Consider the following 14,409-nt stretch of genomic DNA (forward strand, 5'->3'; position numbering starts at 1 on the left):
TTATACTATTTATTAATGTATTTTGTACTATTTATTAAACAATTTACACTATTTATTAATATATTTTGTACTAATTATTAAACAATTTATAGTATTTATTAAACAATTTATATCAATTATTAATCAATATGTACTATTTAAACTTAAATTTACCCTATTTATTATTGTATTCTTACTTTCTTTTGTATTCTTAGTAGGCAGTCATAAATAATTCCTCTTCAAACTCAAGCTTTTTCTTTTTCAAATCTATTGATTACTTCTTCATAATAATTGAAAGTGGTTTTAGCGATGGATTCCCAGCTGAATTTTTCTAAAACTCTTTGTCTTCCAGCTTTTCCCATTGCGTTAGCCAAAGCTTCATCAGCTAATAAACTATTTATTTTTTCAGCAAAATTTCTCTGAAATGCCTCTGGATTTTTTGGATTAAAATCAGTTCGAGATATACTTTCCAACGGAATTAAATATCCCGTTTCATTCTCAACAATGATTTCTGGAATGCCGCCAACAGCACTTCCAACCACTGGAGTTTCACACGACATCGCTTCGAGATTGATAATCCCAAACGGTTCATATAGCGATGGACAAGCAAAAACGCGCGCATGACTATACAATACTTTTATTTTTTCTCTTGGCAACATTTCCGAAATCAAGATGACTCCATCACGATTTGATTTTAGTTTCGAAATTAATTCTTCTGTTTCTGCTGCAATTTCTGGTGTGTCTGGCGCACCAGCACAAAGTACAATTTGACAGTTTTTGTCGAAATATTGTGCCGCTTCAATGAGTTGAGAAATTCCTTTTTGACGTGTAATTCTGCCAACGAAAAGTACAAACGGAATATCGGGATTTATTCCTAATTCGACTAATAAATTATTATCAAACGTTGGTTTATAAAACTCAGGATCAATACCGTTGTGAATTACCGTAACTTTTTCGGGCGAAACGCCATAGGCTTCAACAACATCGGTTTTCATTTGTTCGCTTACGGCAATAATTCCGTCGGCGGTATTGTATGCATGGTGTTCAATCCATCTTGAAAGGAAATATCCGTTGCCGAGTTGTTCTACTTTCCATGGTCGATGCGTTTCTAAACTATGTGTTGTTAAAATTAACGGCGATTGTAATAACTCTCTTGAAAATATTCCAGCCAAATTCGTGTACCAAGTATGACAATGAATAACATCAGCGTCCAATGTATGTTGCGACATTTCTACATTTCGGCTCAAGTTCTGAAACATTTTAATGTGCGGATTATTTTCGTCATTCATTACGTTCAGCGAAGGTTGAATTCCTAACACATTGAGTTGTTCTGTTAGTTCTTTTTGATTACCAAAACAGCGAACTTCTACTTGGGCAAGTTTCTTTAATTCGTGGCTTAAAAAATCGATGTGAACACCTGCGCCACCATAAATATTAGGCGGAAATTCATTGGTGAAAAGAGCTATTTTCATAAAAATACATTTAATTGATTTTCACATAATGAAAATAAAACTTAAAAGTATAAAATATTATCAACTTTTGCACATGTATAATAAATATAAACCGAGATATTTACTAAATAAAAACCCGAAGCACTTTTTGATGAGTGCTTCGGGTTTTTATTATTGCTTTTTGAATTATGAATTTAGAAACTCAATTAAATCTTTATTCAATCTTTCTCTTTCGGTATAGAACAATCCGTGTGGCGCTTCTTCATAAACTAGGAATGTATTATTTTGTATCATTTTGGTCGATTTCTCGGAAGAAACTTCAATAGCAACTATATTGTCTTCATCACCATGAATGATTAAAGTAGGTACATTTACAGTAGCCATTTCATTGCGAAAATCGGTGGTTGAAAATGCTTTTGCGCACTCAAGAGTTGCATGTGGTGAAGCAAAAGAGCATAACATTTTAAAATAGTCCAGCAATGACGAACTCATTGGGTTATTAATCAAACTAACGCCAAAAAATGACTTCCCAAAATCATTTAGAAATCCAATTCTATCTTTTTTAATTGCATTGGCTGTTTCTTCATTTTTTTCGGGAGTTGTTCCGTCTGGATTATTTTCTGTTCTCAACCTAAATGGTGTTATTGAGGAAATTAAAACAGCTTTTGAAACATTTTTTCCGCCATATCTACTGAAATATCTAACGACTTCGCCTCCGCCCATTGAAAATCCCACAAGCGTAATATCGCTTAATTCTAATTGTACAATGATAGCTTTTAAATCATCAGTTAGTGTGTCATAATTGTAACCATTCCATGGTTGTGATGATTTTCCAAAACCACGACGATCATAAGTAATAACTCTAAATCCGCTATTGACTAACTCTTCGACTTGATATTCCCACATTTCATTAGAAAGCGGCCAACCATGAATAAGAATAACGGGTTTTCCATAGCCATAATCTTTAACATACAATCTCACGTTTGGAGCCGTTTCAATAAATTTATCGGATGAGTTTTCTAAAATTAAATAATTCTCCTCGTTTACTTTGGAATAATTTTCTACTTGATTTTCGTTCATGACTTTTTTTTATGTTTGATTATAAAATTAATCATCTGACAAAAAAAAAGGTTATAGAATTTAATAGTATGTTTTTATAATTCATAGGTTTGTTATTAGGATAAAACCAATATGAAACATGGAAATTAATTGGAATGATTTTGAAAAAGTTGAAATGCGAATAGGAACTATTCTTGAAGTTAACGATTTCCCCGAAGCTAGAAAACCTGCTTTTCAGTTGTTGATTGATTTTGGTTCGGCAATTGGAATAAAAAAATCTTCAGCACAAATAACGAAACGATATACTAAAGAAGAATTGGTTGGGAAACAAATTGTAGCCGTTGTCAATTTTCCAAGAAAACAAATTGGCACTTTTATGAGTGAATGCTTGGTTCTTGGTTCTGTTGGAGATGATAATGATATTGTTTTATTGACTTCGGATATTGAAGTTGAAAATGGATTGAGAATAGGTTGAAAATTCTTAAATTTTTTTAATTTTTTTTAGTTGAGTTTTTAAAACTGAATTTTCTTTTTCAAGTTTAGCATTATATTTTAGGATCAAGTCAAAAGCATTCTGGGGAATGTTTACATATTGAATAGTAATCGAATTATCACTAAATGTTGAATTTTCATTTTTAGAACAACTAGAGTTGTCGATTTCTTTTATTTCTTCAACGGCAACTTCAAGTATTTTTGCTAAACGAAACCATTCTTCATCACTTATCGGAGACAAACCTCTTTCTTTTTTAGAATATGTAGTTTGTTCCATAGCCATTTTATTTGCTACTTGTTTTTGAGTTAATCCTTTGTTTTTTCGGAGATTTATCAATTTTTCGAATTTCATACTAATAGAGTTACAAAAACCAAATTTAAACAAATTTCTTACATTAAAAATAGTCGCATAAATTTTTCCTAAAATATCCTAAACAAAACTAAACTGTTTGAAAATAATATTTGAAATTTGTAAAACATCAAGGTTTGTTGACTTTTTATTGTTCTACACTTAACATAGATAGTCAAAAATGATATACATAGATTTCAAGAAAATAAATGCAAGAAACTGTAAATAAATATCTTTTAAAATTGGGATACGCTAATAAAATAGATGGCTTCAATGATAAATATCTTTCTCATCCGAACTATCCAAGTTTATTGGCAGTTACAGATTCATTAACTCAATTAGAAATTGTAAATGTTGCTGTAAATGTGCCATTTAATCAAATTGGAAATCTACCAGATGTTTTTGTTACTCAGTTCATTATTGATGATGATAAAGAGTTTTTTATAGTTGAAAAGATTGAAGATAATTATTTTATTTTTTATGACAATCATAAAAAAAATAAATATCAAATTGAGGAAATTAGAAATCATTGGACTGGTTTAGTTTTACTTTTAGAGGAAAATGATAGTAAAAATGATGTTGAGAAAAAATCTTATCAGTATTTTTATTTTTTACTTTTCACAATCGGGCTATATTCAATAATTGAACAAAACAAAACAGTATATTCTTTTTTACAATTATTATTTACAGTAATTGGCCTGTTTTTCTCTGTGGAAATTACTAAATCAATTTTTCACAATGAAGGGTTAACTAATGGATCTAAATTCTGCAATAAAAAAACAAATTTTTCTTGTAATGAAATTATAAAATCAAATCTTGTGGTTTTTAAAAAATATTTTTTTTTTGTTGACTTGCCTATAATCTTTTTTTCATTTTCATTTTTATTACAAATACTATTTCCAACGCTGATAATAATTGTTGGGATATTAAGTTTATTTTCAATTCCAATTGTTATTTATTCCATTTATTATCAGAGTTATATAGCCAAAAGGTGGTGCGTCTTGTGTTTGGTTATTTCTTTAACGCTTTCTATTAACACGATTTTGTTATTATTAAATTTTAAATTTATTAAAGTTGAAAGTATTGATGTTTATAAATCTTTGATATTATTAGTTATGGTTTATTTATTCTGGTACTCAATCAAATCCATAACTTTAAAATCCATTATTTTAAAAAAACATGTTAATAGTTTATTACGTTTTAAAAGAAATATTGAGGTATTTGAAAAAGTTTCTACGAAAGTACAACTTGATTATGAAGGACTGAATTTAATAAAATTAGGTGATGATAATGCAAACAATACAATTGTTCTTTTCATTAGCCCGAGTTGCTCTTTTTGTGATGTTGCTTTTAAAGAATCATTAGAAATTATTGAAAAAAACAAAAATAAATTCAACCTAATGATAGGATTTAATGTTAATATTAACAATAATGAGAACCCATATGTTAATATTGCTGTAACTATTCAAAATTTATATTTTTTAAAGAAAGACTATAAAAACGCATTAATTGATTGGCATATAAAAAAACTAAAGATTGAAGATTGGATACATAAATGGACAATAAATAACAAAGAACCAGACAAAATACTTCAATCACATTATTATTGGTGTTTAGATAATGATCTACAATACACACCAGTTAGAATTTTTAATAACTACTTATTAAATGAGAATTATGATTTAAAGGATATAATCTATTTTTTAAAAGATTAAAAAAACATTTTACAACTAAAGTCAGAAATTCAAATGACTTAAAATGATTGAGAAGAATAATTTTATATGAAATATTTATGATTGAAAAAATTTTAGATTTAAAAGGTATTGCTGTTCTAAGTAAAGAGGAGCAAAAAAGTGTTAATGGTGGATTTAGAACTTGGTGTGCAAAAAGACATGGAAACATTGTTGATTTAAGAAAAGGAGGTCAGGAGGTCGAGGTTGGCTGGCAAAACGAGTATGGATGCTGGATATACTCATGAATGAATTGGAATTCAAGGCCTAATTGTCCTCCTGGTTCATTACCGTGGTGCGTTTAGGGTATATCTATTATACTTCGATAAATTAATGAGAAAGAAAAATTAATTTTTCTTTCTCATTAATTTTAATTATATTATATTTAAGATTAAAATAGAAAAATGAAAAAAATTATGCTTTTATGTTTGTTCACAATCATTTGTTGTACAAAAAGTAAAGATAATATCTGGTTGGAATATAAGACAAAAGATTCTATACCTCCAGTATTGAAAAATGTATTGTCTTTAAAAAGTGATTTTAAAATAGCTAATCCAGATGAAAAATACAATTCTACTGATTTTATAGTAGATTCTTTACCCGACAAACAATTAAAGTATGTGGCAAAAAATAAAAATACTTGGCGACTAGCCTACACCCAAGGTGGTTTTGGCAAATATAATATTGTAGTTGAGTGTAGAGTGGAAAAGGATTCTGTATTTGATTTAAAGTATTGGGAAACACTACATAATTTCACCAATAATATTGAATTTGAAGAGTTAGTAAAACAAGACAAAATTAGATTAAAAAACATTAGTAATTAGTTTTATTAAATCTTTTTGATTTTTGACTTAAAGAAAAAAATATAAAAATAGTTTTATGTAAAAGTTGAAAAAAACTAATTATAAACTGACCCAGTAAAATTTAAATAAAAGGATTAAATGAATGACACAGTCATTTCCTTATTACAAACAAGCCGATGCCAAAGACTGCGGTCCAACTTGCCTTAAAATCATAGCCAAACACTATGGTAAGAATCTCAATATACAACAGCTACGTAGTTTATCTGAAACAACCCGAGAAGGAAGCAATTTATTAAACCTATCCGAAGCTGCTGAACAAATTGGTTTTAGAACTTTGGGTGTGAAACTTTCTTTTGAAAAAGTAAACGAAGCACCTTTGCCTTGTATTTTGCATTGGAATGCTAATCACTATGTAGTATTGTATAAAATAAAAAAAGATAGGATATTTATTTCTGATCCTGCTTTTGGGTTTCTTGAATATAATAAAGAAGCGTTTATAAAAAACTGGATAGGTGGAAATGCCGATGATTATACCGAGGAAGGTATTGCTTTATTACTAGAACCTACACCTAGGTTTCATCAATCTGAATTTGACAAAGAAGAAAAAGCATTTGGTTTTGGATTATTATTCAATTACATATTTCCTTATAAATCTTTTGTAATTCAGTTAATAATCGGTCTGCTGGCAGGAAGTTTGTTGCAACTTATTTTTCCGTTTTTAACGCAGAGTGTTGTTGATGTAGGTATCCAAAATCAAAATATCCATTTTATCTATATGGTGTTGGCGGCACAATTGTTTTTGTTTTTTGGAAAAACGGCTTTGGAACTTATTAGAAGTTGGATATTACTTCATCTTTCTACTCGGATTAACATTTCTCTGATATCCGATTTTTTCATCAAACTGATGAACTTGCCTATATCCTTCTTTGATGTTAGGATGACTGGAGATATCATGCAACGCATCAATGATCATCATAGAATTGAACGAATATTAACTACTTCGTCGTTGAATGTTTTGTTTTCGATTTTCAATATGTTTATCATGGGCGGTGTTTTGGCTTATTATAATTTGAAAATTTTTACTGTTTTTTTGTTGGAAGCTTACTGTATTTTTTGTGGGTAACACTTTTTCTCAAGCGAAGAGAAGCTCTAGACTACAAACGTTTTTCAGAAGTTAGCCAGGAGCAAAGTAAAGTAATTGAACTCATTAATGGCATGCAGGAAATAAAACTGCACAATGCCGAAAAACAAAAGCGTTGGGGTTGGGAATATGTTCAAGCACGACTTTTTAAAGTCTCGATGAAAGGGTTGGTTTTAGAACAAACACAAAGTATTGGTTCCAATTTTATTAATGAATTGAAGAATATCATCATTATTTTTCTATCGGCCAAACTGGTGATTGATGGACAAATTACTCTAGGAATGATGATGGCAATCAGTAGTATAGTAGGAAGTTTGAATGGACCAATTGTTCAATTAATAAGCTTTATTAGAGAAGCACAAGATGCTAAGATTTCATTAGCACGTCTTTCTGAAATTCACGATAAAGAAGATGAAACAGCTAGTCTCGATGAAAAAATAAAAGAAATTCCTAAAGATGCCACAATTACTATTAGGGATTTGTCATTCCGTTATATTGGTTCTGATGTAAATGTTTTAGAAAATCTAAACTTAACGATTCCACCGAATAAAATAACAGCGATAGTAGGAACTAGTGGAAGTGGAAAAACTACTTTAATGAAATTGCTTCAACAATTTTATGAACCTCATGCTGGGGAAATTTTAGTAGGGAAAACGTCTTTAAGTAAAATCGCTCCAAAGTATTGGCGAAGCCATATTGGTTCTGTCATGCAAGAAGGTTATATTTTTAATGATACTATTGCCAATAATATTGCTATAGGTGTTGATAGTGTTGATAAGGAAAAACTACTTTATGCAGCTGATGTTGCCAATATTAAAAATTTCATTGAAGATTATCCGCTTGGTTTTAATACCAAAATTGGTATGGAAGGCGTTGGGATGAGTACTGGTCAAAAGCAACGATTATTGATTGCAAGAGCCGTTTATAAAAATCCTGAAATGTTGTTTTTTGACGAAGCGACATCGGCACTTGATGCCAATAATGAAAAGGAAATTATGGAAAAATTAAATGTGTTTTTCAAAGACAAAACAGTTGTTGTAATTGCTCACCGATTGAGTACTGTGATGAATGCCGACCAAATTGTAGTGTTGGAAAAAGGAAAAATTATTGAAACTGGAAATCATCAAGAGCTAATAAAACGAAAAGGAAACTACTATGAGTTAGTGAAAAATCAATTACAGTTAGGAACATAGGATTTTAGATTGAAGATTAACGATTTTAGATTTAAGAAGTAAAATGCCAGAAATTAAAGAAATAGAATTAAGAAGCGAAGAAGTACAAGAAATCTTGACGCGTGTTCCTCATTGGATGATTCGTTGGGGAAATGTTTTTATTCTATTGTTACTTTTTTTAGTGTTTTTAGTTTCCTGGTTTGTGAAATATCCTGATATCATTGCAACTGAAATCGTCATTACAACCCAAATACCACCAGAAAAATTAATTGCTCGAACTTCGGGAAGGATAGAAGCTATTTTAATTGAGGATAAAGAAATTATTTCGAAGAATACACCTTTAGCAATAATAGAAAATGCGGCAAATTATAAAGATATTTTTCTTTTAAAAAGTATAGTTGATACTATTAATTTAGACAAAACTTCATTTCCATTTCATTTGCTTAAAACAACTCAATTGGGTGAAGTGGAAAGTTCCTTTGCATTATTTCAAAAGGAATATATAGCCGATGAGCTTAACTCAAAATTGCAACCCTATAAAGTTGAGAATAATGCGCAAAACTATGAAAGTCATCAATTGAGAGAACGTTTGCAATTATTGGAAGCGCAAAAAGCAATCACCCAAAATGAACTGGTATTGCAAAAAAATGATTTGGAGCGTTATGAAAGTTTATTCAAAAAAGGAATTATTGCAGCGCAGGAAATTGAAAAACAACGATTACTGTATCTGCAAGCCGAAAAGAATTATAAAAGCTTATTGAGTTCAGTTTCTCAAATGAAATCTTCTTTGAATGACTTGAACAGAACAACTGAAACAACCAAAATAAACGCCACTAAAGAAACCGTAACTCTTGAACGAAATGTATTTCAGTCTTTTTATGAACTAAAAAAAGTAATAAAAAATTGGGAATTGAATTATGTTTTGCGTTCTTCTATTGACGGAAAAGTAACTTTTCTTCAAATATGGACAGAAAATCAAACGGTAAATGCAGGAGATAATGTATTTGCAATAATTCCATCTGTTAGGAAAAATTATATAGGTAAAGTTAAAGCTCCAGCACAAAATTCAGGAAAGATACAAGTTGGTCAAGATGTAAATATCCGTTTAGCTAATTTCCCAGATCGTGAATTTGGAATGTTAAAAGGAAAAATTAATACAATTTCATTGACTCCTGACAAAGAAGGAAATCTTTTGATCGATGTTTCATTGCCCGAAGGTTTAAGAACATCTTATAAAAAACAAATCACATTTCAACAGGAAATGTCTGGTTCGGCTGAAATAGTTACCGAAGATTTACGACTTATTGAACGGTTATTGTATCAGTTTAGAGATGTTTTTAGGAGGTAAGAAATAAGGATTACTATTGTATCAATCGGAAAACAAAAAAACATCATCCAAATTGCTTCCATTTTTATTCTTTAAGATTAATTACGTCTTTTTCTTTTTTCAACCATATACATATTGAATACGGACAATAGAATGAAAAGTGTTGGAATGATAAAATAACTTTTTCTTTCGTCAAATGAATTTCCTTCTTGAGATGCTTTGTAATTTTCGTAGATGATGTATAGCCAAAATACGATACAAATAGAATTTATTAAAATACTGTATTTATTAAGAATGGCTAGAATTTTTTGCATGGTTGAAGTTATAAAAAAGCCCAAAAAAAATACTTTTGGGCTTCGGTTATTTTATTAAATATCGTCAAAATCAATATCAGTGAAACTTTTTTCGGTTGGCGTTTTTTCTGTACTATTTTCTTGTTGGTATTCTTTTTTGAAGTCTTTTTGGTGTCTTTCTGAAATAACTTCTTCTCCTTTGTTATTTAAAACATAAGAAGTCATTTCTTCTAGAATTTCGGTGAAAGCAGCAAAGTCTTCTTTGTATAAATAGATTTTGTGTTTTTTGAAATGAAACGAACCATCTTCTTCAGTAAATTTTTTACTTTCGGTGATAGTAATGTAATAATCATCAGCTTTTGTTGCTCTTACATCAAAGAAATAAGTTCGTCTTCCTGCTCTTAAAACTTTAGAAAAAATTTCATCTTTTTCTAACATATCATTTTCTCTCATATTCTTTCGGTCAATTAGTAGTGTTTCTATATAGTTCAAAAATGGTAAATTTTTTGTTACCAAACAACAATTAATTTAATTCTTTTTCCGAAAGTTGTTTCAAATATAATTCGGCATAATATCCTTCTTGGTTTATTAATTGATTATGAGAACCTTCTTGAATAATTTTTCCTTCCTCAAGAATGATAATTTTGTCTGCATTTTTCGCTGAAGAAACCCTATGACTGACAATAATAGTTGTTTTGCCCTTTGAAATTTTTAGTAAATTGTTCAAAATTTGCTCTTCGGTTTCGGTATCAACTGCTGAAAGACAATCGTCAAAAAGTAAAATTTCTGGATTTTTTATAACAGCTCTTGCAATAGAAACACGTTGTTTTTGTCCACCAGAAAGTGTGATTCCTCTTTCACCAAGAATGGTTTCGTATTGCTTGTTGAAATTTATAATATTGTCATGAACAACTGCTATTTTTGCGGCATCGAAAACTTCTTCATCCGTTGCATTTTCTTTACCAAACTTGATGTTATTTTTTATAGTATCCGAAAAAAGAAAGGCATCTTGTGGCACAATTCCAATGCTGTTTCTTAAATCATTTAAATTGATTTTGTCGATTTCGGTGTTATCAATGGTTATTTTTCCATTTTTGATGTCATACATTCTAGTTATTAGTGAAAGGATAGTTGATTTTCCTGAACCTGTTTTTCCTAAAATTGCTAATGTTTCCCCTTTTTTTACAGTAAATGAAATGTTTTCTAAAGCTGTAATTTCAGTATCTTCATAAGTAAAAGTTACGTTTTTGAATTCTATTTCGCCATGAATAGTAATGTTTTCAGTTGTTTTATTTTTAATTTCAGGTTCTATTTTTAAGAATTCATTAATACGTTTTTGTGATGCTTCAGCTTCTTGAACTAAAGACGAAACCCAACCGATAGATGCCACAGGCCAAGTGAGCATATTGATGTAAAGGATAAACTCCGCAATGGTTCCAATGTTTTCCATTCCGTGTTCTTTATTAATGTACATCATTCCACCGAAGTAAATAACAATCAAATTGCTAATACCAATCAATGCAACCATTAATGGTCCAAATAAAGATTGAACTGTTGCCAATTTCATACTTTTGGTTTTACTTTCAATAGCTAAATCATGCATTTTTTCTTGGTACTGATTCTCCATCGAATAGGCTTTAACCACTCTAATTCCAGAAAAAATTTCTTGTGAAAAAGTGGATATTTTCGATAAATATTGCTGAAAAACAGTGCTTCGTATATTAATTTCTGTACTTAGTTTAAAAATAATGTAAGCCAAAAAAGGTAATGGTAGAAGTGAGTACAAGGTCAGTCGCGGTGAAACATTAAACATATAAATAATTACTACAGCAAATCGGATGATAGTGTTAATTGTGTACATCACAGCTGGACCAACATACATTCTCACCTTTCCAACATCTTCACTAATTCTACTCATTAAATCACCAGTTCTATTTCGTTTATAGAAATTTTGATCCAATACTTCATAATGTTGGAAGACTTCATTTTTTAAATCAAATTCAACGTGTCTCGACATTACGATTAATGTTTGACGCATCAAAAAAGTTAAAATACCAGCAATCAATGTTGTAGCAATGATTAAAAGAATGTTGCTGACTAAATCGTTTTTAACAACACTTGCGCTAATATCATTCTTATGAAATTCTTCAATTGCTTTAAACGATTTACTGATTAATTTTGGTGTGAACAGCGAAAAGATTTGTGCAACTATAGTGATAAAAATACCTAATAAGAAATGGTATTTATATTTTACAAAATATTTATTGAGATATTGAAGTTCTTTCATGTTTATGTTTTAAACTCTGCGTTATGTTTGTATTTTATGTTAAATAAATGATTTTAATTAATTTATTGATATGTTATCATTAATTGATTTTATTAACAATTTCATAATTATTTCTAATATAATCGAATATTATTGAATAATATTTTAATTTTGCCAAAGGTTTTTATGAAAAAACTAAAATACCAATTAAAATTTATTCTATGACTTCAGAAATTTTAACTCCTGTAGAACTAAAAAAAATGGATCCAGTATTTGGTCAAGTGTCATTTGATAATCATGAACAAATCGTTTTTTGTAATGACAAAGATACAGGATTAAAGGCAATAATTGGTATTCACAACACAGTTATGGGACCAGCTTTGGGCGGAACAAGAATGTGGAATTATGCTAACGAATGGGAAGCTTTGAATGATGTTCTTAGACTTTCACGCGGAATGACTTATAAATCAGCTATTACAGGATTAAATCTTGGTGGTGGAAAAGCAGTTATTATTGGCGATTCTAAATTAGATAAAACTCCAGAAATGATTACTCGATTTGGTGAATTTGTAAATTCATTAAGTGGAAAATATATCACTGCAGAAGATGTTGGTTCAACAACAGCCGACATGGATTTAATTAGAAAAGTAACACCACACGTAACGGGAATATCTGAATCAATTGGAGGTTCTGGAAATCCTTCTCCGGTTACTGCTTATGGTGTTTTTATGGGAATGAAAGCTGCTGCAAAGTATCAATTTGGAACTGAAAATCTTGCAGGAAAAAAAGTTTTAGTTCAAGGAACAGGACATGTTGGTGAAACTTTGATTAGCTATTTAACAAATGAAGGAGCAATTGTTTATGTTGCTGATATTCATCAAGATAAAATGGAAAATATGGTTGCAAAATATGGAGCCAAAATTTTTGATGGAGCTGATTTATATTCAGCTGATGTAGATATTTATTCACCATGTGCTCTTGGTGCAACAATTAATGATGATACGGTTTATAAAATACAAGCAAAAGTAATTGCTGGTGCAGCCAACAATCAATTAGCAGTTGAAGCTGTTCATGGAAAAATTTTGAGAGAAAGAAAAATTGCTTATGCGCCTGATTTCTTGATTAATGCAGGTGGAATTATCAATGTTTATGGTGAGATTGTGAAATATGATAAAGCAGAAGCAATGCGTAGAACTGAAAATATCTACAATACTACTTTAGAGATTTTCAATTTTGCTGACCAAAATAATTTGACAACGCAACAAGCTGCAATGCAAATTGCTGAGAACAGAATTGCCGAAAGGAAAAAAGAAAACGCTAATAAATAATAGTCAGTTTTTAAAATAATACTATTTTTGCAAAGCGAAAGAACTTCTTTCGCTTTGTTAATTTTTAAAAGTTCTTATCTGTGTTAAACCGAAGACATATTAGAGTAAAAGTGATGCAATCCATTTATGCTTTGCACCAAAAAAATTCAGATGATATTGAAAAAGAAGAAAAATTTCTAATCAATAGTATTGACAATATTTCAAATTTATATTTGATAATGATATCATCGCTAATTGAACTTCGCAAAAAAGAAATTCTTTTTTTAGAAACTTCTAGCAAAAAACACCTTGCAACTCCAGAAGAACGAAATCCAAATAGAAAATTTGTTAATAATGCGGTTTTGCAAAATCTTGAAGATAGCAATTCAATAAGTATTGCTATTGAAAAAAGAAAAATTGACAATTGGATAATGAATGATGATTACATTCTAATCTTGCTTAACGAAGTTAAACAAAGTAGTTTGTATGAAAAATACATGTTGAGTAGAACAAATTCTTTTGAAGAAGACAAACAATTTGTCGTTGATATGTTTACCGAAATTATCGCACCCAACGAAAAGCTTTACGAATACATTGAAGATAATAAATTGACTTGGATTGACGATATTCCTATGGTCAACACTCAAATCTTAAAGCAGTTGAAAGCAATAACTCAAGAGGAAGAATTTAGAGTTACCAAATTATACAAAGACGAAGAAGACAAAGAATACGTTAGCTTGTTGTTTAGAAAAACCGTTTTGAATGAAGTTGATTTGGCCAAAGAATACATTGATAAAACTCCAAACTGGGATACGGAACGAATAGCTGAACTTGATACCATTATTTTGAAAATGGCAATTTGTGAATTTTTAAAATTCCCATCCATTCCTGTGAAAGTTACCATTAATGAATATTTAGAAATTGCAAAAGAATATTCAACACCAAAAAGCAGTATTTTTATCAACGGAATTTTAGATAATTTAGTGAAAGAATTTAGCAAAGAAAATAAAATCAAAAAATCGGGTAGAGGTTTACTATAA

13 protein-coding genes and 1 pseudogene are annotated in these 14,409 nt (G+C 29.8%); 8 read left to right on the forward strand and 6 right to left on the reverse strand.

The features are described 5' to 3' along the window. Positions 1–224: 224 nt before the first annotated feature. On the reverse strand, positions 225–1,451 hold the full coding sequence (gene glgA / locus BC748_RS13930; protein WP_133534107.1) for a glycogen synthase: 1,227 nt from the start codon (positions 1,449–1,451) through the stop codon (positions 225–227). A gap of 165 nt (positions 1,452–1,616) precedes the next feature. Beyond that, positions 1,617–2,510: an alpha/beta fold hydrolase gene (locus BC748_RS13935; RefSeq protein ID WP_133534108.1), complete on the reverse strand. Its 894-nt coding sequence runs from the start codon at positions 2,508–2,510 to the stop codon at positions 1,617–1,619. Between the two features lie 118 nt (positions 2,511–2,628). On the opposite strand from BC748_RS13935, the gene BC748_RS13940 reads away from it, so the two are divergent. Then, entirely contained in the window at positions 2,629–2,964 is a 336-nt protein-coding gene (locus tag BC748_RS13940) for a tRNA-binding protein (protein ID WP_133534109.1), read from the forward strand. A gap of 6 nt (positions 2,965–2,970) precedes the next feature. Here BC748_RS13940 and BC748_RS13945 read toward each other — a convergent pair whose 3' ends face one another. After that, on the reverse strand, positions 2,971–3,333 hold the full coding sequence (locus BC748_RS13945) for a helix-turn-helix domain-containing protein (RefSeq protein ID WP_133534110.1): 363 nt from the start codon (positions 3,331–3,333) through the stop codon (positions 2,971–2,973). 206 nt (positions 3,334–3,539) lie between these two features. On the opposite strand from BC748_RS13945, the gene BC748_RS13950 reads away from it, so the two are divergent. From BC748_RS13950 to BC748_RS13970, 5 genes and pseudogenes are all read left to right on the forward strand, one after another. Beyond that, positions 3,540–5,045, forward strand: coding sequence for a cysteine peptidase family C39 domain-containing protein (locus BC748_RS13950; RefSeq protein ID WP_133534111.1), 1,506 nt, complete (start codon positions 3,540–3,542; stop codon positions 5,043–5,045). 47 nt (positions 5,046–5,092) lie between these two features. Next, positions 5,093–5,308, forward strand: a complete 216-nt coding sequence (locus BC748_RS13955) for a hypothetical protein (protein ID WP_162846480.1) — start codon at positions 5,093–5,095, stop codon at positions 5,306–5,308. A 156-nt stretch (positions 5,309–5,464) separates the two neighbouring features. After that, the gene (locus BC748_RS13960) at positions 5,465–5,884 is read left to right on the forward strand and encodes a hypothetical protein (RefSeq protein ID WP_133534113.1); all 420 of its coding nucleotides are present in this window, start codon (positions 5,465–5,467) and stop codon (positions 5,882–5,884) included. A gap of 121 nt (positions 5,885–6,005) precedes the next feature. Beyond that, positions 6,006–8,197 (forward strand): annotated as a pseudogene (locus BC748_RS13965) (peptidase domain-containing ABC transporter). Positions 8,198–8,240: 43 nt separating this feature from the next. Continuing rightward, positions 8,241–9,524, forward strand: coding sequence for an HlyD family secretion protein (locus BC748_RS13970; protein ID WP_133534114.1), 1,284 nt, complete (start codon positions 8,241–8,243; stop codon positions 9,522–9,524). A 77-nt stretch (positions 9,525–9,601) separates the two neighbouring features. Here the strand turns inward: BC748_RS13970 and BC748_RS13975 are convergent, their stop codons facing one another. The 3 genes from BC748_RS13975 to BC748_RS13985 form a co-directional block, all read right to left on the reverse strand. Continuing rightward, complete coding sequence (locus BC748_RS13975; protein WP_133534115.1) at positions 9,602–9,817, reverse strand: hypothetical protein; 216 nt, start codon at positions 9,815–9,817, stop codon at positions 9,602–9,604. A gap of 54 nt (positions 9,818–9,871) precedes the next feature. Beyond that, positions 9,872–10,249 carry a PUR family DNA/RNA-binding protein gene (locus BC748_RS13980; protein WP_133534140.1) on the reverse strand — a complete coding sequence of 126 codons (378 nt, stop codon included), beginning with the start codon at positions 10,247–10,249 and terminating at the stop codon, positions 9,872–9,874. Between the two features lie 70 nt (positions 10,250–10,319). Next, a complete protein-coding gene (locus BC748_RS13985; RefSeq protein WP_133534116.1) occupies positions 10,320–12,083 on the reverse strand; it encodes an ABC transporter ATP-binding protein in 1,764 nt (587 codons plus the stop codon). Between the two features lie 200 nt (positions 12,084–12,283). Here BC748_RS13985 and BC748_RS13990 point away from each other — a divergent pair, with 200 nt between their 5' ends. Together BC748_RS13990 and nusB are read left to right on the forward strand one after the other, a co-directional pair. Then, positions 12,284–13,390, forward strand: coding sequence for a Glu/Leu/Phe/Val family dehydrogenase (locus BC748_RS13990; RefSeq protein ID WP_133534117.1), 1,107 nt, complete (start codon positions 12,284–12,286; stop codon positions 13,388–13,390). A gap of 113 nt (positions 13,391–13,503) precedes the next feature. Beyond that, on the forward strand, positions 13,504–14,409 hold the full coding sequence (gene nusB / locus BC748_RS13995) for a transcription antitermination factor NusB (RefSeq protein WP_133534141.1): 906 nt from the start codon (positions 13,504–13,506) through the stop codon (positions 14,407–14,409).

Source organism: Flavobacterium dankookense (genome assembly GCF_004362665.1).
GTDB classification, from domain to species: Bacteria; Bacteroidota; Bacteroidia; order Flavobacteriales; family Flavobacteriaceae; genus Flavobacterium; species Flavobacterium dankookense.